The organism is Streptomyces sp. NPDC051822 (genome assembly GCF_044452745.1).
GTDB lineage: Bacteria > Actinomycetota > Actinomycetes > Streptomycetales > Streptomycetaceae > Streptomyces.
On the sequence record NZ_JBITBZ010000002.1, the window covers coordinates 368,690 to 388,378 of the forward strand.

Consider the following 19,689-nt stretch of genomic DNA (forward strand, 5'->3'; position numbering starts at 1 on the left):
TGTCATCGCCAGTTAACGGGGTGTCAACCGGCGTAACCGACCGGCAATCGCCCGTCGTCGGCGACCGTCACGACCGGCCCCTAATTTCCTCGTCCGTACCCGCGATCCGGTCGGACGACAGGAACCCTCATGACGGACACCGTCACCACCCCCACCTCGGAGCCCGGCGCGGTGGCGCCGCCTCCCGGTCCCCGCCGCAGCTACGCCAGACTGGCCGCCGACGAGAGCCGCGAGGACTACTCGCTGCGCTACGCCCCCCACTCCTTCCGGCGCTGGTCGCCCGCGACCGTGGCCGGGACCGCCCTCGGCGGCATCGCCTACCTCGCCGACTTCGCGATCGGCGCCTCGATCGTCTTCACGTACGGCTTCGGCAGCGGACTCGCCTCGATCCTCACGGCCGCCACGCTCATCTTCCTCACCGGGATACCCATCGCCCGGGCGTGCGCCAAGTACGGCCTGGACATGGACCTGATCACCCGCGGCGCCGGCTTCGGCTACTTCGGCTCGACCCTCACCTCCCTCATCTACGCCTCCTTCACCTTCATCTTCTTCGCGCTCGAAGGCTCGATCATGGCCCAGGCCATGCACCAGGCGGTCGGCCTGCCGGTCGAGATCGGCTATCTGATCACCACCCTGATCGTCATCCCGATCGTCTTCCGCGGCATGGGCGCCCTGGCCAAGGTCCAGGCCTGGACCCAGCCGATCTGGATCGTCGGCATGGTGCTGCCCTTCGTCGTCCTGGCCTTCGAGGCCCCCGACGCGTGGGGCGCCTTCGCCTCCTTCGGCGGTACGGAGGGGGCCGGGGCGGGCTTCTCGTGGATCGGGTTCGGCCTCGGCACGGGCGTCGCGCTCTCCCTGATCGCCCAGATCGGCGAGCAGGCCGACTACCTGCGCTTCATGCCCGCGAAGACGGAGGCGAACAAGCGCCGGTGGAACCTGGCCGTGCTCGCCGCCGGACCCGGATGGGTCGTGATCGGGGCCGCCAAGCAGCTCGGCGGCGCCTTCCTCGCCTTCGTCGCCCTGGAGGCCGTCGGCAAGACGCACGCCCTCGAACCGATCGCCCCTCAGATCGAGGCCCTCAAGCCCTGGCTCGGGACGTTCGCCCTGCCCGCCGCAGCGCTCTTCGTGATCGTCTCCCAGGTCAAGATCAACGTCACCAACGCCTACAGCGGCTCGCTGTCCTGGTCGAACTTCTTCTCCCGCGTCACCCACCGGCACCCCGGGCGCGTCTGGTACATCTTCCTCAACCTCGCCATCGCGCTGACGCTGATGGAGATGAACATGTTCGCGGCCCTGAACAAGCTGCTCGGCTTCTACTCCAACGTCGGCATCGCCTGGATCGCGGCGGTCGCCGCCGACCTGGTCATCAACAAGCGGGCCGGCTGGAGCCCCCCGTACATCGAGTTCAAGCGGGCCTACCTGTACGCCGTGAACCCGGCCGGCTTCGGCGCCATGGTCATCGCCTCGGTCGTCTCGATCCTCGCGTTCTTCGGTCTCTTCGGCACGTACGCCCAGGCCTTCTCCACCTTCATCGCCGCCGGTCTCGCCGTCGTCCTCTGCCCGCTGATCGCCTGGGCGACCAAGGGCCGCTACTACCTGGCCCGTCCCAACACGGTGAACGGCCCGGGAGCCACGGCCGTCGACGAGCGGTCGACGCATCTCTGCGCCGAGTGCGAGACGGCCTACGAGCTGCCCGACATCGCCGACTGCCCGGTGCGGTCCGGCCCCGTCTGCTCCCTCTGCTGCTCCCTCGACGCGACGTGCGGGGACGTCTGCCGCAAGGACCCCCGGGGCGCGGGCGCCCCCGTCCTCATGCCGGTGCCGACCGTGCCCGCGGCGGCTTCCGCGGCGGCCCCCGCAGGGGCTCCGGGGGCGACTCCCGGGGTGTGAGCTTCGGCCTCCCTCCGTCGGTTCCCGGCCGATCCGTCTCTCTTTGTGCAATTGCGTATCCGCTGTGTGAAGGTCAGGCGTAAGCTCGGGCATATGCGGATTGCGGTTTCCCGGAGATCCTTGACGGTGCCCGGACCGGTGGAGGGAGAAGCCTGATGGCCGACAGTGGTCCCGTCCTCGTCTGGGTCGTCATTCGGCAGGACGACAACGGCAACCGCTACCGGGTGGGCCGGTACGCGACGAAGGACGAAGCGCAGAAGATCGCGGACAGTCTCGACGACCGCGGCCACAAGCAGCTCTACTCGGTCGAGTACATCGGCAGCCCCGCGCTCTGAGCAGGCCGGCCCCCGGCGCCAGGAGCCGTCGGGGGTCTCGTGCGCCGGTACATCCTGGCGACGGCCGCGCACTGCAGCGCCATGGACGCCGCCATGGCCAGGCAGACGCCGGGCAGCCCCGAACCCGACAGGCCGTACGCGAGCGCCAGTTGAAGCCCCACCCCGCACGTGGTGATCCGCGCGAGGGAGGGACTGCCGCCGCTGCCCTCGAACACGCCGCCCAGCGCGATGAAGCAGGCGAGCATCACCAGGTACGGCCCCAGGCATCGCAGGTAGACCGTGCCCGCCCCGGCCACCGCGCCCTCGCCGCCGAACGCCCGCATGATCCACGGCCCGGCGGCGAGCAGCGTCAGCGCGGCCGTGAGCCCCAGTGCCCCGGCGAGGAGCAGCGCCTGCCGTCCGATCGCCCAGCGCTCGTCGCGTCCGGCGCCGAGCAGATGGGCGGTGCGGATGGATGCGGCCTGCCGCACCGAGTAGAAGCTCATGGTCGCGACGTACATCGCCTTGGTCGCGATCCCGTAGGCGGCGACTTCGGCGACGCCGATGCGGGCGACGACGGCCACGAGGGCGAGTGCGCCGGTCATCCGCACGACGAAATCGGCCGACATGGGCACACCCGTCGCCGCGACGCTGCGGGCGTCGGCACCCAGCGACCCGGCCCCGTTCAGGGGCGCCTCGGCCGCCTGTCGTAGGACGGCGTTGCGGCGCAGTGCGACGAGACCGCAGACGAGCGCGACCGTCCGCCCCAGCACCGTGGCGATCGCGGCCCCGTGGACCCCGAGGTCCAACCCGAGGATGAACAGGGGATCCAGCACGAGGATCAGCCCGTTGGCGAGCAGGGCGAGCCTCATCGGGGTACGGGTGTCGCCCGCGCCTTTGAGGATGCCGTCGATGACGTTGGTCGCGAAGAACACCGCGATTCCCGGCAGCGCGATCGAGAGGTAGCCGGTGGCCAGGAGCGCCGAGCCGCTTTCGCCGCCACCGAGCACGAGTCGGGCGAGCGGCTCGCGGCACAGGAACCCGCCCACGGCGACGACGGGCGTGACGATCGCCCACAGGGCCCAGCCGCCGCGCACGGCGGACCGCATCGCCGCCGGATCCTCCGCGCCCCTGGCCCGTGCGACCAGGACGGTCGTGCCGGAACCGGCGACGAGGATGACGCCGAGCAGCAGGTTCTCCAAGCTCGTGGCGGCGGCCACCGCGGCGACGGCCGCCCCGCCGAGCCTCGCCACCCAGACCATGTTGATGATCCCGGCCGTGACGCCCGCGAGCAGTTCGAAGTAGACCGGATACGCCAGCGACACCAGCTTGCGCCGGTGGTCCGTCGCCTCCGTGACCACGGACTTCGCGGCCCCGGACTTCGCGGCCCCGGACTTCATGAGCCCTGGCTTCATGACGCTCCCCCCTCTTTTCGCTGTACCTCGAATCGAGGTGCAGCGAAAAGAGATAGCATGGCCGCGCGGGGCCGGCAAACATCCGGACAGGTGCGGGAAGGCGGTCGGCGCGTGCTGGAGCTGTCGATTCTGGGTTTCCTCTACGAGGAGCCCTTGCACGGCTACGAGCTGAAGGCCCGCATCCAGGGCCTCAGCGGCCACATCCGCCCGGTCAGTGACGGCGCGCTCTACCCGGCCATCACCCGGCTGGTGAAGGCGGGCCTGATCGAGCAGCGCACCGAACCCGGCAGCGGTGCGGCACCCCGGCGGATCCTCTCCCTCACCGAGGCGGGCCGCGCCGACCTGTGGGCCCGGCTCCGGAACCCCAAGGACGTCGAAATCACCGACGGCCAGCGTTTCTTCACGGTGCTCTCGTTCCTGCGTCACCTCCCCGACCGGGCGGAACAGGCCGCCGTCCTCCGCCGCAGGCAGTCCTTCCTCGACACTCCGGCGAGCTTCTTCTACCGCGACGGCGAACCGGTGCGGGCCGAGCAGGCGCCGGATCTCTTCCGCCAGGGCATGCTGCGCATCGCCCGCGCCACCGGCACCGAGGAGAAGAAGTGGCTGGCCGAGGCGATCGGGAGCCTGGAAGGCTGACCAGGTCATCTCGCTAGGGTTTTGCCTGACGAGGGTTCCGGACGGCGAAGGTGGAGTGATGACGATTCTGATCGACACGGTGGCGTGGGTGCGGGTGGAGAACGGCAGGATCCTCTGCGCCAGACCCCGGGGAAAGGACGTCTTCTACATCCCCGGCGGCAAGCGCGAGGGTGCGGAGACCGACCTGGAGACCCTGCTCCGTGAGATCAAGGAGGAGCTGACCGTGCTCCTCGACCCGGACAGCGCGCTGCACGTGGGCACGTACGAGGCCGAGGTGCCCGATCTGCCGGGCGGCGCCGTGGTGCGCATGAGCTGCTACACCGCCGAATACCACGGGACGTTGGCCGTGAGCGCCGAGATCGAGGAGATGGCCTGGTTCTCGTACGCGGACCGACCCTCGGTTCCGCCGGTCGACCAGCTGCTCTTCGACGACCTCAAGGCCGCCGGTCAACTGACGTGAGCGGGCGCCGGGCCGGGGTCTCCTGTCGGCTCACCCGGAGCGCGCGGCCGGGTCTCTCTACGCCGTTCGTGCCACCGTGCGCCCGCTGCTGCGCCCAGCGCGATATCCCGCCCCATTTATCGGGTATGTCCTGATTGACTCGTTGAAAGAGGACGTGTGCCTTCCTGCTGACGTACGGCTGGGGAAGTGATCGGGTGTGATCGACACCGACGGCGACCGCGCCGAGTGGAACTTCCCGGCGGAGGCGAACGCCGTGCGCACGGCCCGCCATGCCGTGCGCGAGACCCTGCGGGCCTGGGAACTCGACGCGGCCCTCGGCGATGTGACCGTCTTGCTGGTCAGCGAGCTGGTGACCAACTCCCTGCGGTACGCCTCCGGCCCGATCGGCGTCCGGCTGGTCCGCCCGCACCTGGACGACGCCGACCCGGCCCACCCGCCCGCGCTGCTCGTGGAGGTTTCCGATCCGCTTCCGGATCCCCCGACCGCACGCGCCCCAGGGCCCGACGAGGAAGGCGGCCGTGGCCTCGGTCTCGTGGCCTGTTCCGCGCGACGCTGGGGGACCCGCAAGGGAAGGACCGGCAAAACCGTATGGTTCGAGCTGGCTCTGCCTGGTGAGTAAACAGGGAGGGACAACGATCACGGACACTCGGCGCGAGGCGAACGAGACCACCCTGTGATCGTGAACGTCGTGCCGTCGGGGCCCGCTGTATTGAATACTGCGGGCATGGCCGGTCCGGTGCGGTGAGCTGGAGGGGACGGTCGCGTGAGCGAGATACCTGAGACGGCGAGTGGCGGCGTCATGTGGCAGAGCAGCCCGCCCGGCTCGATCTATGACTACATCCGGGTGGCCTCCTTCTCGATCGGGCCCGACGGCCTCGTCGAGCAGTGGAGCCGACGAGCCGTGGACCTCTTCGGGGTCACCGCCGAGGAGGCCAGGGGCAAGGACCCCGTGGAGGCCTTCATGCCCGCCGACCTGCGCGAGCGCGGCCACCGCCGGGTCAGGGAGATCCTCGACGGCAAGGAGTGGACAGGCCTCGTCCCCTTCCGGATGCCCGGAGACGACCGCCCCCATGGCATCGCCGAGATGTACGTCATGCCGAGCGAGACCCAGTCCGGGGAACGGGCCGCGCTCTGCATAGTCGTCGACGTCCGCGCCCTCCGCCGCATCGAGACCGACCTCGCCGCCTCCCAGGCGATATTCGGCCAATCCCCCTTCGGCTTTCTCCTCTTCGGCACCGACCTCACCGTGAAGCGGGCCAACCGGCGCTTCGCCACCGTCTTCGGCGGCTCCGCCGACGACCATCGCGGCCGGACCGTCCACGACTACCTCAACCGGTCCGAGGCCGACCGGATGACCGCCGCCCTCCGCAGCGTCCTGGAGACCGGCGAGGCCGTCACCGACTTCGAGATCGTCGGCGCCGCCCCCGGGGCCAGGGACCGCCGCCACTGGTCCATCAACCTCTACCGGGTGCACAGCGGATCCGGCCGCCCCATCGGCGTCGCCGGCCTCGGCATCGACGTCACCCGCCGCCACAACGCGGCCAGGGAAGCGGCCAACGCCCGCCGCAACCTGGCGCTCCTCAACGAGGCCGGCGCCCGCATCGGCAACTCCCTCGACCTGGAGGCCACCGCCCGCGAACTGCTCGACGTCGCCGTCCCCGGCTTCTGTGACCTGGCCTCCGTCGACCTCTACCAGGGCCTGCTGACCGGCGACGAGGCACCGCCCGGCCGGTGGGGAAGCTCCCACGACGTCGGCTACGGGGCCGGCAGCGCCGAACTCCGCAGGGTCGCCGTCGCCAGCGCCGTCTCCGACACCCCCCTCAGAACCGACGGACGACACGACCAGGACCGCGGCTGTTGCGGACCCGAACCGATCGAGGTCGGCGCCGTCCACCGCTACCCCTTCAACTCTCCGTGCGCGGGCGCCCTGCGCACCAGCCGCCTCCGGACCGTGCCGGGCGCCGACGGCGATATCGTCCAGTCCACCCTCGTCGTCCCGATGGTCGCCCACGACATCGTCGTCGGCCTCGTCCAGTTCTCCCGCACCAAGGGCAGCGAACCCTTCGGGGAGCGCGACCGGGCCCTCGCCGTCGAACTCGCCGCCCGCGCCGCCGTCTGCATCGACAACGCGCGCCTCTACCGCCGCGAGCACGAACGGGCCCTGATCCTCCAGCGCAGCCTGCTCCCGCCCGGCGACCCCGAGGCGGCCGGGCTCGACATCGCCTGCCGCTACCTCCCCGGCACCACCGCCACCGAGGTCGGCGGGGACTGGTTCGACGTCATCGAACTCCCCGGCCACCGCACCGCCCTCGTCATCGGAGACGTCATGGGCCGGGGCCTGCGCGCCGCCGTCGCCATGGGCGAACTCCGCACCGCCGTCCGCACCCTCGCCCAGCTCGACCTGGAACCGGCCGAGGTCCTCTCCCACCTCGACGAGATCGCCCGCGGCCTCGGCGCGCCCATCGGCGCCCAGCAGTCCCGCACCCACAAGTCCCGCGGCCCCGAACTCTCCGAGGTCTACCTCGCCACCTGCGTCTACGCCGTCTACGACCCGGTCACCCGCCGCTGCACGTTCGCCAACGCCGGGCACCTCCCGCCGGTGCTCGTCGAACCCGGCGAGGAGGCCCGGCTGCTCGACGTACCCCCGGGGATGCCGCTCGGCGTCGGCGGCGAACCCTTCGAGGAGGTCGAGGTCGAACTGCCGGAAGGCGCCCTCCTCGCCCTCTACACCGACGGGCTCGTCGAATCCCGCGACCACCCCCTCGACGAGGGTCTGAGCGCCTTCCGGCGCGCCCTCACCGACCCGGCCCGCCCCCTGGAGGACGTCTGCGACCGGGTCCTCAACAGCCTGGAGACCGGACACGGCGAGGACGACATCGCCCTCCTCATGGCCAGGATCCAGGGACTGCCCACCGAGGCGGTCGGCGACTGGCAGCTCCCCAGGGAACCCCGGTCGGTCGGCAGGGCGCGGGAACTCGCCCGCACCCAGCTCAAGGCCTGGGAACTCGAACCGCTCGTCGACACCGTCGAACTCCTCGTCAGCGAACTCGTCACCAACGCGCTGCGCTACGGCGAGGGAGAGATCCGGCTGCGGCTGCTCCGCGACCGCACCCTCGTCTGCGAGGTCTGGGACGCCGGTCTGGTCCAGCCGCGGCGCCGCCGCGCCAAGGACACCGACGAGGGCGGCCGCGGCCTCCAGCTGGTGGGACTGCTCAGCTCCTCCTGGGGCTCGCGGCGCACCCCGCGCGGCAAGACCGTCTGGTTCGAACTGGCCCTGCCGGACGGCGAAGGGGCGGCGGAACCCACCGTGGAACAACTCCTCAGCATGTTCTGACCGGCGCCGCACCCAGCCGGCCCCACGGCGCAGCCACGTACCGATCAACCCTTGAGCGCGGCCAGCCGGGCCTCGATCTCGGCGCTGTCGCCCAGCGCGTCCAGCTGCTCGAACTGGGCGTCCAGCGACGAGGCGGCGAGCTCCTGCTTGCCCATCGCCCGCGCCTCCTCCCGCCGCACCTTGTCCTCGAAGCGGCTCAGCTCGCTGGTCGGGTCGAGGACGTCGATGCTCTTCACCGCGTCCATCATCGTGTTCTGCGCCTGGGCCGACCGGGCGCGCGCCACCAGCTCGTCGCGCTTCGCCTGCAACTCGCCGAGCTTGGCCTTCATCTGGTCCAGGCCCGTCCTGAGCTTCGACACCACCTCGGTCTGCGCGGCGATCGTCGGCTCCGCCGTCCTCGCCTCCTTCTCCGACTGGAGCTGGCGGCCCAGCGCCACCTTCGCCAGGTTGTCGAAGCGATCCGCCTCGGCCGTCTGCCCGCCGCCCCGCAGCTCGTCGGCCTTCCGGCTGGCGGCGAGCGCCTTGCCGCCCCACTCCTTCGCCGCCGTCACGTCCTCCTGATGGTCCTGCTCCATCAGCCGGAGATTGCCGATGGTCGAGGCCACCGCCTCCTCCGCCTCCGCGATGTTGTTCGAGTAGTCGCGGATCAGCTGGTCCAGCATCTTCTGCGGATCCTCCGCCTGGTCCAGCAGCGCGTTGATGTTGGCCTTGGCCAGCTGGGTCACCCGGCCGAGAATGGTCTGCTTGGTCATCGCTCTTCTCCTTGGGTTCCTCGAGAGGGAAAGACGAGGGCGGGACACGGCTCGCGCCGCCCTCAGAAACGGCCGCCGCCGCCCAGACGGCCGCGCGTGCCGCTGCCGCCGAAGCTGCCGGGCCCGCCGCCGAAACCTCCGCCCCCGAACCCCCCGCCCGAACCCCCACCGAAGCCCCCATGTCCGCCTCCCCTTCCCCCGCCGAACAGTCCGCCGAGGATGATGCCGCCGAGCACGGCCCCGCCGAGCCCGCCGCCACCGCTTCCTCCTACTCCTGATACACCGCCCAGGCCGTTCGGGTTCCCATAGGTCCGGACGTCCTGCTCGGCCAGGTCCTGGGCGCGCCGGGCGAGCACGTCCGCCTGCTGGGCCTCCGCGAGAGCGGTCTGCGGGTCGCCGGCGTCACCGAGCGCACGCGCCTTCTCCCAGCGGCGCTGCGCCTCGGCGAGGCGCGTACGGGCCTCGCTGCCCACCGCGCCCCGATGGGTGGTGATGTAGTCCGAGGCCGCCCCGATCGCCGAGCGGGCCGTCAGCATCACCTGATCGAGGAGCACCCGGGCGCGCCGGCTGCCCGATTCGCGCTCCCGCGCGCCCTCCAGAGCCTCGTCGAGCGCCGCGTCGGCCTCCTCGACCCGGCGCAGGGCGTCGAGCGGGTCGTACCGCCCGGTGTCCACGACACGCCGCACCTCCGCGACCACCGACTCGGCGCGGCCGATCCGGCCCTGGAGATCGGCCGTGGACACCCCCTCGGCCGTCCCCTTCAACAGGCCACGGGCGTCAGCGAGGTCCGCGTCCGTCTCCGCCAGCGCGCCCGGCAGCCTGCCCACCGCCTCGGCCAGCTCCTGCGCCCGCCGGTCCACGGCCTCGATCAGCCGGGCCGCCTGGTCCACGGCCCCCTCGGCCGCCCGGATGTGCACGGCGGCCCCGCCGTTGTCACCGGCGTCGATCTGCTGACGCGCCTGGTCGACATGGGTCGTGGCGAACACGATCCGGTCCTTGGCCTGTTCGACGTCGCTCGCGACGGGCGCGGCCGCCGTCTCCGCGTACCGCTCCCGCATCGCCGTGAGCGCCGCCTCGGCCGTGCCCATCCGCCCGGTCTGCTCCCGGAAGGCGGCCTCGACCGCGTCCAGCGCCTCGGGCGCGCTCCGCTCCAGGGCCCGGAGCCGGTCGAAGTCCTCGCTCTCCGCGTCGAGGCGGGCGTTCGCCTCCCCGCAGCGTCGCAGGATCTCCTCCAGCATGGACCGGCGGGTCGAGTCGTCCTCGGGAAAGGCGTCGTCGAGTTTCTGCCGCAGCCGGAACGAGGCCGTCAGCTGCTCCCCGGCGAAGGTGACCGCCTCGGTGAACGGGCGTACCGTCTCCTCGCCGAACTGGGCCGAGGCGAAACCCAGTTCCTCCTGGCTGGTGCGGACGGCGTCGTCGGTGGCGACCAGCGTCCTGCGGGCCTCGCCGTCGAGCTCGTCGAGGGACGGTGGCGCGGACTCCTTCGGGGGACCCCAGCCCTGACCGCCCTGTGGCGTGGTGCGGGTCTCGGTCCGCCGGCGTCGCTTGACGTACGCGTACGCCCCCACGGCCCCGGCGCCGCCGGCGAGGACCAGCGGCAGGAGCAGGTCGGCCCCCGAGGTCCCCTCGTCGGCCGCGCCGCCCGGGTCTGCGGGCCCCGGTGTGATGGCCGGGGCGGGCACGGGCTGTCCTGCGAGGACGGCCGCGTACCCGTCGGCGGCACCGATGGCGGCACCCGCCCAGTCGTTCTGCCGCAGCGCCGGTTCGATCGCGGTCCGTGACACCTCGTCGAGCTGTCCCTGCGTGAAGCGTGAGCCGGGGTCGGCGGAGTAGCCGTACCGGCGGTCGTGGGTGGCGACGGCGAGCAGGACGTCGTCCGTCCCGAGGCCGTTGCGTTCCGCCGTGGCGTCGGCCCAGGTCTGCCCCGACCGGCCGGAGAAGTCCCGTACGTAGACGACGAAGAGCTGGACGCGCCGGTCGTCGTAGAGCCGGTCGAGGGCCTGGACCACGGCGGCGCGCCGGTCGCCGAGGGCGCCCACGCGGTCGGTGACCTGGCCGTCCCGGGACAGGACGACGGGGTCGTCGGCGTGGGCACCGTGAACGGCGGGCACGAGGAGCCACCACGCCGCCACCAGTACCGCGAGAAGGGCTCGGGTGGCTGTTCGCGTCACAAAGGGGAGGGTATGTCCGGGTATGCCGCCCCGCGACCGGACGTCGAGCCGTCCGGCCGTCCGTACGGAAACCATTCTGCACAGCCGGGCGTCACTGTCAGTAGCCACCGCTACGGTGTGAGGCGGTGGTACCAGTGACACGACGGCTCTTGGGGGACTCGGGTGAGTGGACGGCTGAGGAGTATGTGGCGAAGGGGGCGCTGGTTCGTGCTCGGGCTCGTCCTCGTCCTCGTGGTGCCCCCGCTGTTCGGCGCACTCGCCCTGCGCGTCAGTTACACGGGCGACCTCAGGGAGGACGCGCGGACGCGGGGCAAGGACGCCATCTGGCTCGGACACGCGTGGGTCGACGGGCGGCGCAAGGATGCCGACCTCGCCGCGTTCGCCGAGCGGATCAAGGGCACGGGCATACGCGACCTGTACGTCCACGCCGGACCCCTGGAGCACGACGGCACCCTGCCCGCCGCCCGGTACCCCCGTGCGAAGTGGCTCATCGACGCGGTGCACCGCACGATGCCCGGGATACGCGTGCAGGCCTGGCTCGGCGACATCCTGGCCACCGAGGGCCCCGACGGACTGCACCTGGAGAAGGCCGGGTCCCGGGCCGCCGTGGTCACCTCGGCCCGGCAGATCCTCGACGCCGGCTTCGACGGGGTCCACTTCGACCTGGAGCCGCTGCTGTCCGACGACGCCCACTACCTCTCCCTCCTCGACGACCTCGGGAAGCTGACCCGGTCGCGGACGGCACTGCTCTCGGTCGCCGCCCACCAGATCGACCCGCTGCCCGGCCTCCACTCGGTGAACGGCGCGATCAGCGGCAGCGAGAAGTGGTGGTCGCAGGAGTTCTTCGGCCAGGTGGCCCGGCGCGTCGACCAGATCGCCGTCATGTCGTACGACACCTGGATGCCGCTGGAGAGCCTCTACGGCGGGTACGTCGCCCAGCAGACCAGCCTCGCCCTCGAAGTGACCCCCGAGTCGACCGACCTGCTGATGGGTCTCCCCTTCTTCCACGAGGACGACCTCGGTCACCACGACGACGCGGAGACCGTCGACGCGGCCGTCAGGGGCACCAGACTCGGCCTCGGGCGCACCGACCCCGGCCGTCAGCGCTTCGGCGTCGCGCTGTACGTCGACTTCGCCGCGAAGGAGGGCGACTGGGCGGCCTACCGCGCGGGCTGGCACTGATGCCGAGGTCGCCGGGTCCACCGGGCCCACCGTGATCCTGGACCTCGGTGACCCCCTGGTCCTCGCCCTCACGGCGCGGGTGCGGAGCGAGTCCGAGGCGCGGGGAGCGGTCACGGACCGCGCCCGGCTCCAGGCGGCCCACGGGATCATCGCCGCGACGGTACGGCCGGTGTACTCCGTGGAGGACCTGCGCCGGGTGTCGCGGACGCTGCGGCTCGGCCGGGGCTCCTGCAGTCAGCGGATGGCGGCCCTGGAGGCGGTCGCCCGGTCGCTCGGCGTGCCCACCCGGGTGCGGGGCCTGCTCGTCGACGGCCACTTCTGGTACCCGCGCTTCCCGAAGCTGCGCCGGTTCGTGCCCGAGGAAGTGGTGCTGGCCTGGCCCGAGTTCCGGCTCGACGGCACCTGGGTGCCCATCGCCGAGCTGTTCACCGACCAGGCCCCGCCCGAGCACGGCGGCGGCTCCGGAGGCGGCTCCCGCAGCGGTTCCGGCGGCGGCTTCACCAACTCGGGCCCCGAGACGCTCTTCGAGGCCGTCGCCCGGACCGGCGTCGACTGGGACGCCCCGGCCGCCTGCGCCGGCACCGCGCCCTGCGACCTGTCCGCCCACCTCCGGACGGACCTCGGCCGCTTCACCTCGCGCGACGAGCTGTTCGCCCGGCACGGCCAGACCCTGTGCCTCCCCGCCCGCACCCTGGCCGAACCGGTCCTCGGCCGATGGAGCGCGGGCGCGGGCACAGGCGCGGGCCCGCGGACGAGATCTAGGTCTTCCGCCGCCTGATGGTGTTGCCGAGCCACACGAGCGGGTCGTACTTCCGGTCCACGACCCGCTCCTTCATCGGGATCAGCGCGTTGTCGGTGATGCGGATGGACTCCGGGCACACCTCCGTACAGCACTTGGTGATGTTGCAGTAGCCGAGCCCGTGCTCCTCCTGCGCCGTCCGCCGCCGGTCTGTCCCGGCCTCCTCCGCCGCGTCCAGCGGATGCATGTCGAGCTCCGCGATCCGCATGAGGAAGCGGGGCCCCGCGAAGGCCTCCTTGTTCTCCTCGTGGTCGCGGACGACATGGCAGGTGTCCTGGCACAGGAAGCACTCGATGCACTTCCTGAACTCCTGCGAGCGCTCGACGTCCTCCTGCCGCATCCGGTACTCGCCTGGACCGAGTTCGGCCGGCGGTACGAAGGCCGGGATCTCCCGCGCCTTCGCGTAGTTGAAGGAGACGTCCGTGACCAGGTCCCGGACGACGGGGAAGGCGCGCATCGGCGTCACGGTGATCACCTCGTCCCGTGCGAACACCGACATCCTGGTCATGCAGAGCAGTCGCGGCCTGCCGTTGATCTCGGCCGAGCACGACCCGCACTTGCCCGCCTTGCAGTTCCAGCGCACCGCGAGATCCGGCGTCTGGGTGGCCTGCAGGCGGTGCACGACGTCGAGGACGACCTCCCCGTCGTGCACCTCCACCGTGTAGTCGGTCAGCTCGCCGCCGTCGGCGTCGCCCCGCCAGATCCGGAAGCTCGCGTCGTACGTGCTCATGAGCCGGGACCCCCTTCCAGTTCGCCCTCGGCGAGGTACTTGGCCAGCTCCTCCTGCTCGAAGAGCGCGAGGAGGTCGGACCGGATCGGCTCCGTGACGGTCCGTTCGAGCGCGATCCCGCCCCCGTCCGACGTCCGGCACAGCAGGTTCACCGGCCGCCAGGCGCGGTCCATCGCCGGGTAGTCCTCGCGGGTGTGCCCGCCCCGGGACTCGGTGCGTTCCAGGGCGGCGCGGGCCACGCACTCGCCGACGAGCAGCATGTTCCGCAGGTCCAGGGCCAGGTGCCAGCCGGGGTTGAACTGCCGGTGGCCCTCGACCGAGATCCGGCGGGCCCGCGCGCGCAGGGCGGCGATCCGTTCCAAAGCCTCGGCCATCTCGCCCTCCCGCCGGATGATCCCGACGAGGTCGTTCATCGTCTGCTGGAGCTCCTGATGGAGGGTGTACGGATTCTCGGGAACACCACCGCCCGCACCACCGCCCACACCTTCGTCGGACCCACCGTCGGACCCGGCGAAGGGAGCCAGCGCCTCCGCCGCCGCGGCCTCGACGTCCGCCGCCTCGACACGTGTGGCCACGGCGCCGCCTCCCGCCCCCGACAGCGCGTACCGCGCCGCGTGCAGACCGGCCCGCCGTCCGAAGACCAGCAGGTCGGAGAGGGAGTTCCCGCCGAGCCGGTTGGAGCCGTGCATGCCGCCGGCGACCTCGCCCGCGGCGAAGAGCCCCGGCACGCCGACCGTCGCCGCCGTCTCCGAGTCGACGGCGACCCCGCCCATCACGTAGTGGCAGGTCGGCCCGACCTCCATCGCCTCCGCCGTGATGTCGACGTCGGCCAGCTCCTTGAACTGGTGGTACATCGAGGGCAGCCGACGCCGGATCGCGTCGGCCGGCATCCGGGTCGACACGTCCAGGAACACCCCGCCGTGCGGGGAGCCGCGTCCCGCCTTCACCTCGGAGTTGATGGCCCGGGCCACCTCGTCGCGCGGCAGCAGCTCGGGCGGGCGCCGGTTGTGGTCGGGGTCCTCGTACCAGCGGTCGCCCTCCTCCTCCGTCTCCGCGTACTTCTCCTTGAAGACGTCGGGGACGTAGTCGAACATGAAGCGCCGGCCGTCGGAGTTCCGCAGCACCCCGCCGTCGCCGCGGACGGACTCGGTGACGAGGATGCCCTTCACCGACGGCGGCCAGACCATGCCGGTCGGGTGGAACTGCACGAACTCCATGTTGACCAGGGGCGCGCCGGCGAGCAGCGCCAGCGCGTGCCCGTCGCCCGTGTACTCCCACGAGTTGGACGTCACCTTGAAGGACTTGCCGATGCCGCCGGTCGCGAGGACGACGGAGGGCGCTTCCAGGACGAGGAAGCGGCCGGTCTCGCGTTCGTAGCAGAACACCCCGGCGACCTTCCCGTCGGCGTCCTTCAGGACGCGGGTGACGGTGAACTCCTGGAAGACCTTCAGGCGCGCCTCGTGGTCGCCGGTCTCGCGGTGATCCTCCTGCTGGAGTCCCACGGTCTTCTGCTGGAGGGTGCGGAGCAGTTCGAGGCCGGTCCGGTCGCCGACGTGGGCGAGCCTCGGGTACTCGTGGCCGCCGAAGTTGCGCTGGGAGATCCGGCCGTCCGGTGTGCGGTCGAAGAGCGCGCCCCAGGTCTCCAGCTCCCAGACCCGTTCGGGGGCCTCCTGGGCGTGCAGCTCGGCCATCCGCCACTGGTTGAGGAACTTGCCGCCGCGCATGGTGTCGCGGAAGTGGGTCTTCCAGTCGTCCTGCGGGTGGACGTTGGCCATGGAGGCGGCGATGCCGCCCTCGGCCATCACGGTGTGCGCCTTGCCGAAGAGGGACTTGCAGATGACGGCCGTACGGGCGCCCGCACGGCGTGCCTCGATCGCGGCGCGCAGTCCCGCGCCGCCCGCGCCGACCACGACCACGTCCCACTGCTCTCGCTCGACGTGCGTCATCTCAGAAGAACCTCGGGTCGTCGAAGGTGCCGGTGGCGAGCAGGTACACGTACAGGTCGCAGAGGGCGACGCTGATGAGGGAGGACCAGGCGAGCAGCATGTGGCGGGCGTTCAGGCGGCCCGTCCAGGTCCACAGCCGGTAGCGGACGGGATGCTTCGAGAAGTGCCGCAGACGGCCGCCGACGATGTGCCGGCAGGAGTGGCAGGAGAGCGTGTACGCCCAGATGAGAGCGATGTTGACGAGGAAGAGGAGCGTCCCGAGCCCGGCGTGGCCCCAGACGTAGTCGGCGTTCCGGAAGGTGAGCACGGTGTCGTACGTGAGGATTCCGGCCACCGGCAGGGCCGCGTAGAAGAAGTACCGGTGGAGGTTCTGCAGGACCAGCGGGAGGCGGGTCTCTCCGCTGTACGTCCGGTGGGGCTCGGCGACCGCGCAGGCCGGGGGAGACGCCCAGAAGCCCCGGTAGTACGCCTTCCGGTAGTAGTAGCAGGTCAGCCGGAAGCCCAGCGGGAAGACGAGGATCAGCAGGGCGGGGGAGAGCCCCCACCAGCTGCCGAAGACCTCCCAGTTCGGGCCGCCGCGCATGGGGACGCAGTTCTCCGCCAGACAGGGCGAGTAGAACGGCGAGACGTAGGGCGCGGCGTAGTAGTCGGCGTTGGCGAAGGCCCGCCAGGTCGAGTACGCGACGAAGGCGAGCAGTCCGGCCGCGGTGGCGGCGGGGGAGAGCCACCAGCGGTCGGTGCGCAGATGGCGGGCGGCGATGGAGGCGCGCCCCGCGGAGCGCACCCCCGTCGCGGCCCCGGGGGGTTCCGTACCTGTGGCCAACAGGGCCTCCTCGGCTCTACGGCTCTACGGCTCTACGGCTCTTCGGCTCTGGGCCACAAGCTCTCCGGGGCTGTGGGGCTCCGGGGCTTCGGGTCCCGGGCCTCCAGGTCCTTACGGCGCGTGGCGGTCGCGTGCTCCCAGCCCCTCGTCGTCGGTGTCCGTCCACAGTCCGGAGTCGTACGGGGTGTCGGTGATGGTCACCAGACCCTCGGGGCGGCCCCCGGGCGAGGACGGAGGCCGGGGCGCGCCCGGCTCGCCTCCGACGCGGCGTTCCAGTTCTTCGACCGTGTGTTCCAGGTCCTGCAGGCGGCGCCTGACGGCCGCCAGATCGTCCTGAACGGACATGGTTGCCCTCACTTCCACGAGCGCGGGTCACACGCGAGTGTCGCGCGTCACATCCCGCTTGTGAAGCCGTGCGTACGTGATTCCACCCGTCCGGAGCGCCCCGGTCCCCGGCTGTTTGGGCCGCACGGGTGGCGTTTTCCGGACGTGCCGCCGTGTCGTCGTGGCCGGATCCGCTTCGTCCTTTTCAGTGTATGAGCAATAGGTGTGATCATCTCCAAATGGAATGAATCTGGACGAAGGGGTACAAGTCATGTCCCAGATCGGCGCCCCTCGCGGGAGGACATGCTCCAGGAGCCCCCGCTCCCGCACGCTCCGCTCCGTCGCCACCCTCACCAGCGCCGTCCTCGCCGTCACCGTCCTCGCCGGATGCAGCTCGGGCGACGACGCCGGGGAGGCACCGGCCGCGGCCCAGGACAACGCGCCCACCGCGCGCGACCGGGTCGCCGACGGCGGCACCGTGCGCTGGGCCGTCGACGCGCTGCCCACCACCTTCAACACCTTCCAGGCCGACGCCGACGGCACCACCTCCCGCGTCGCCGGGGCCGTACTCCCCTCCCTCTACACGCTCGACGAGCGCGGCAGGCCCCGGCTGAACCCCGACTACCTGGAGTCCGCGCAGGTCGTCGAGACGGAGCCCAAGCAGGTCGTCCTCTACAAACTGCACCAGCAGGCGGTGTGGAGCGACGGACGCGAGATCGGGGCGCCCGACTTCGTGGCCCAGTGGCGGGCGCTGAGTGGCCGCGACACCGCGTACTGGACCGCCCGCAACGCCGGCTACGAGCGGATCGAGAAGATCGAGCGGGGGAAGAACGACCTGGAGGTACGGGTCACCTTCTCCAAGCCGTACGCCGACTGGCAGTCCCTCTTCACCCCGCTCTACCCCAAGCAGGTGATGGGCTCCCCGGGCTCCTTCAACGACGGGGCGCGCACCGCCCTCAAGGCCACTGCAGGACCGTTCCTGCTGAAGGGGGTCGACCGCAAGAACGCCAACGTGACCCTCACCCGCAACCCCCGCTGGTGGGGCGCGCCCGTCAAGCTCGACAGCCTCGTCCTCAAGGCCGTCCCCCGGGCCGACCGGGCGGACGCCCTCGCCGCGGGCACCCTCGACCTGGCCGAGATCGACCGGTCCACCGCCGAGCGGATCGCCCTCGCGCTCCGCGACGCCCGCGCCGGACGCAATGGTGCGCAGGCGGCCCTCGCCCACGGCCCGGGATCCGCGATCACCCCCTCCAAGGCCCTGCGGTCCTGGGCCCTCGCCCACGGCTCCGACGAGGAGAAGGCGGAGGAGGTCCAGGCCGCCCGCAAGGAGAACCAGCAGGCCATCGCCGCCTACGCGAGCGCGCAGGACAACCTGGCGACGTATGTGATCCGCAAGTCCCTGGAGCCCGCCTACACCCAGCTCTCGCTGAACGGCGAGTCCGGGCCGCTCGCCGACGAGCGGGTACGGCGTGCGGTGGCCCGTGCCATCAACCGCCAGGAACTGGCCGAATCCGTACTCAAGCCGCTCGGCCTCCCCGCGAGGCCTCCCGGCAGCCACCTGGCCCTCGCCGGCCAGGCGGCGTACGCGGACAGCAGTGACGCCCTCGGCGACCAGGACACCAAGGAGGCACGGGCGCTCCTCGCCGACGCCGGCTGGGTCCCGGGCGGGGCGGTACGGAAGCCCGCGGGCACCAAGGCGGGCAGCGAGGCCGAGAAGAAGGCGGGCGAGAAGACCGGCGAGAAGGCGGGCGAGAAGGAGGCCAAGGAGACCGCCGAGAAGAAGGACGCCGAGAAGAAGGACGCCGACGCCGCCTCCGACGAAGGCCTCTACATCGTCGGTGACGACAAGCCGGGCGAGCGCCGCGCCGCCCCCGCCCCCGTCATCGGCGCGAACGGCCCCGAAAGCGGCACCCACGTCCTCGCCCCGGCCCCCGCCGCCGCCCGCCAGAGCGCCGCCCTCCTGGCCCGCGCCGAGGCGCTCGACACCGGTACGGGCTCCGGCGCCCGCGCCGCCCACCCGGCCGCCAGGGCCGACAAGGGCGTCGCAGGGGCCTACGCCCCGCGCGGCACCGCCGCCCCCGCGACCGTGCCCGAGGCCGCCAAGGCCCTCGGCAAGGACGGCAAGCCGCTCAGCCTCCGCTTCGTCCTGCCGTCGGGACCCGGCTCCGAGTCGCTGCGGGCGGTCGGCGACCGGATCGTGCGGATGCTCGACGCGGTCGGCATCCGCACCGAGGTCACCAAGGTCTCCGACGACAGCTTCTTCAAGGACCACGTGGCCTCGGGCGACTACGACCTGGCCCTGTACTCCTGGCCCGCCTCCGCCTTCCCCGCGACGGACGCCCGGCCGATCTTCGCCAAGCCCGAGCCGGCGTCGGACGGCTCCCTGCTCGTCGAGCAGAACTACTCCCGGGTCGGCACCGACCGCATCGACCAGCTCTTCGACCAGGCGGCGGGCACGCTCGACGAGGAGGAGGCCCGCGAACTCGTGCGCCAGGCCGACGCACGGATCTGGGCCGCCGCCGGCTCCATCCCCCTCTACCAGCGGCCCCAGCTCGTCGCCGCGAAGGCCGATCTGGTGAACGCCGGTGCCTGGGGTCTCGCGGGGCCCCGTTACCAGGACATCGGTTTCAAGAAGACCGAAACGACCAAGGGTACCGAGCGAAACCGCTGAAACCACAGGTCACAAGCTCAGAAGCTGCTCAATTTCCTTGCCCGCCGGTGATCCCGGCGGGCAGGATCGCGTCGGCCCCTTGACCCGGCCGCACGACCTCCCCACACCCCCTGCGCATCCCGCCCGACCCTCTCGGATCTTGGCCGGGGAAGCCCCTTGCGCGGCAGCCCCGTACCATAGGACATAGCCGTGGCGCGTCCGCCCGGTGGGCGTACGAGGAACTGACGCCGCATCCCACGATC

The 19,689-nt window shown here is 71.8% G+C and carries 16 protein-coding genes; 9 read left to right on the forward strand and 7 right to left on the reverse strand.

The features are described from left to right. Positions 1–129 precede the first annotated feature (129 nt). Together ACIA8N_RS07495 and ACIA8N_RS07500 are read left to right on the forward strand one after the other, a co-directional pair. On the forward strand, positions 130–1,890 hold the full coding sequence (locus ACIA8N_RS07495; RefSeq protein WP_365781661.1) for a hypothetical protein: 1,761 nt from the start codon (positions 130–132) through the stop codon (positions 1,888–1,890). 155 nt (positions 1,891–2,045) lie between these two features. Beyond that, complete coding sequence (locus tag ACIA8N_RS07500) at positions 2,046–2,225, forward strand: SPOR domain-containing protein (RefSeq protein ID WP_030207732.1); 180 nt, start codon at positions 2,046–2,048, stop codon at positions 2,223–2,225. Here ACIA8N_RS07500 and ACIA8N_RS07505 read toward each other — a convergent pair. Further along, entirely contained in the window at positions 2,189–3,604 is a 1,416-nt protein-coding gene (locus tag ACIA8N_RS07505) for an MATE family efflux transporter (protein WP_365781733.1), read from the reverse strand. The genes ACIA8N_RS07500 and ACIA8N_RS07505 overlap by 37 nt on opposite strands. Before the next feature lie 126 nt (positions 3,605–3,730). Between ACIA8N_RS07505 and ACIA8N_RS07510 the strand changes: the two genes are divergently transcribed. From ACIA8N_RS07510 to ACIA8N_RS07525, 4 genes are all read left to right on the forward strand, one after another. Further along, positions 3,731–4,255: a PadR family transcriptional regulator gene (locus ACIA8N_RS07510; protein ID WP_365781663.1), complete on the forward strand. Its 525-nt coding sequence runs from the start codon at positions 3,731–3,733 to the stop codon at positions 4,253–4,255. A gap of 58 nt (positions 4,256–4,313) precedes the next feature. Beyond that, a complete protein-coding gene (locus tag ACIA8N_RS07515) occupies positions 4,314–4,715 on the forward strand; it encodes an NUDIX domain-containing protein (protein WP_365781665.1) in 402 nt (133 codons plus the stop codon). A 196-nt stretch (positions 4,716–4,911) separates the two neighbouring features. Beyond that, positions 4,912–5,334, forward strand: coding sequence for an ATP-binding protein (locus ACIA8N_RS07520; RefSeq protein ID WP_365781667.1), 423 nt, complete (start codon positions 4,912–4,914; stop codon positions 5,332–5,334). A 180-nt stretch (positions 5,335–5,514) separates the two neighbouring features. Further along, a complete protein-coding gene (locus ACIA8N_RS07525) occupies positions 5,515–8,049 on the forward strand; it encodes a SpoIIE family protein phosphatase (protein WP_365781735.1) in 2,535 nt (844 codons plus the stop codon). A 44-nt stretch (positions 8,050–8,093) separates the two neighbouring features. Here the strand turns inward: ACIA8N_RS07525 and ACIA8N_RS07530 are convergent, their stop codons facing one another. Both ACIA8N_RS07530 and ACIA8N_RS07535 read right to left on the reverse strand, forming a co-directional pair. After that, the gene (locus ACIA8N_RS07530) at positions 8,094–8,801 is read right to left on the reverse strand and encodes a PspA/IM30 family protein (protein WP_365781668.1); all 708 of its coding nucleotides are present in this window, start codon (positions 8,799–8,801) and stop codon (positions 8,094–8,096) included. A gap of 62 nt (positions 8,802–8,863) precedes the next feature. Next, a complete protein-coding gene (locus ACIA8N_RS07535; protein ID WP_365781669.1) occupies positions 8,864–10,972 on the reverse strand; it encodes a TPM domain-containing protein in 2,109 nt (702 codons plus the stop codon). Positions 10,973–11,134: 162 nt separating this feature from the next. On the opposite strand from ACIA8N_RS07535, the gene ACIA8N_RS07540 reads away from it, so the two are divergent. Both ACIA8N_RS07540 and ACIA8N_RS07545 read left to right on the forward strand, forming a co-directional pair. Further along, the gene (locus ACIA8N_RS07540; protein ID WP_399415896.1) at positions 11,135–12,154 is read left to right on the forward strand and encodes a hypothetical protein; all 1,020 of its coding nucleotides are present in this window, start codon (positions 11,135–11,137) and stop codon (positions 12,152–12,154) included. A 31-nt stretch (positions 12,155–12,185) separates the two neighbouring features. Next, positions 12,186–12,932, forward strand: a complete 747-nt coding sequence (locus ACIA8N_RS07545; RefSeq protein ID WP_365781673.1) for a transglutaminase domain-containing protein — start codon at positions 12,186–12,188, stop codon at positions 12,930–12,932. Here the strand turns inward: ACIA8N_RS07545 and ACIA8N_RS07550 are convergent. The 4 genes from ACIA8N_RS07550 to ACIA8N_RS07565 form a co-directional block, all read right to left on the reverse strand. After that, entirely contained in the window at positions 12,913–13,683 is a 771-nt protein-coding gene (locus ACIA8N_RS07550) for a succinate dehydrogenase/fumarate reductase iron-sulfur subunit (protein ID WP_365781675.1), read from the reverse strand. The genes ACIA8N_RS07545 and ACIA8N_RS07550 overlap by 20 nt on opposite strands. Continuing rightward, the gene (locus ACIA8N_RS07555) at positions 13,680–15,629 is read right to left on the reverse strand and encodes a fumarate reductase/succinate dehydrogenase flavoprotein subunit (protein WP_365781677.1); all 1,950 of its coding nucleotides are present in this window, start codon (positions 15,627–15,629) and stop codon (positions 13,680–13,682) included. Before ACIA8N_RS07555 ends, ACIA8N_RS07550 begins: the two co-directional genes overlap by 4 nt. Position 15,630: 1 nt before the next feature. Continuing rightward, a complete protein-coding gene (locus tag ACIA8N_RS07560) occupies positions 15,631–16,452 on the reverse strand; it encodes a hypothetical protein (protein WP_365781679.1) in 822 nt (273 codons plus the stop codon). 111 nt (positions 16,453–16,563) lie between these two features. Further along, the gene (locus ACIA8N_RS07565) at positions 16,564–16,797 is read right to left on the reverse strand and encodes a hypothetical protein (RefSeq protein ID WP_365781681.1); all 234 of its coding nucleotides are present in this window, start codon (positions 16,795–16,797) and stop codon (positions 16,564–16,566) included. Positions 16,798–17,047: 250 nt separating this feature from the next. Here ACIA8N_RS07565 and ACIA8N_RS07570 point away from each other — a divergent pair, with 250 nt between their 5' ends. Next, the gene (locus tag ACIA8N_RS07570; protein WP_365781683.1) at positions 17,048–19,447 is read left to right on the forward strand and encodes an ABC transporter family substrate-binding protein; all 2,400 of its coding nucleotides are present in this window, start codon (positions 17,048–17,050) and stop codon (positions 19,445–19,447) included. Positions 19,448–19,689: the final 242 nt, after the last annotated feature.

Coding starts and splice junctions, on each gene's coding strand:
- ACIA8N_RS07495 (WP_365781661.1), top strand. CDS start 130: ATGACGGACACCGTCACCACCCCCACCTCGGAGCCCGGCGCGGTGGCG.
- ACIA8N_RS07515 (WP_365781665.1), top strand. CDS start 4,314: ATGACGATTCTGATCGACACGGTGGCGTGGGTGCGGGTGGAGAACGGC.
- ACIA8N_RS07565 (WP_365781681.1), bottom strand. CDS start 16,797: ATGTCCGTTCAGGACGATCTGGCGGCCGTCAGGCGCCGCCTGCAGGAC.
- ACIA8N_RS07525 (WP_365781735.1), top strand. CDS start 5,515: ATGTGGCAGAGCAGCCCGCCCGGCTCGATCTATGACTACATCCGGGTG.
- ACIA8N_RS07555 (WP_365781677.1), bottom strand. CDS start 15,629: ATGACGCACGTCGAGCGAGAGCAGTGGGACGTGGTCGTGGTCGGCGCG.
- ACIA8N_RS07570 (WP_365781683.1), top strand. CDS start 17,048: ATGTCCCAGATCGGCGCCCCTCGCGGGAGGACATGCTCCAGGAGCCCC.
- ACIA8N_RS07500 (WP_030207732.1), top strand. CDS start 2,046: ATGGCCGACAGTGGTCCCGTCCTCGTCTGGGTCGTCATTCGGCAGGAC.
- ACIA8N_RS07550 (WP_365781675.1), bottom strand. CDS start 13,683: ATGAGCACGTACGACGCGAGCTTCCGGATCTGGCGGGGCGACGCCGAC.
- ACIA8N_RS07505 (WP_365781733.1), bottom strand. CDS start 3,604: ATGAAGTCCGGGGCCGCGAAGTCCGGGGCCGCGAAGTCCGTGGTCACG.
- ACIA8N_RS07530 (WP_365781668.1), bottom strand. CDS start 8,801: ATGACCAAGCAGACCATTCTCGGCCGGGTGACCCAGCTGGCCAAGGCC.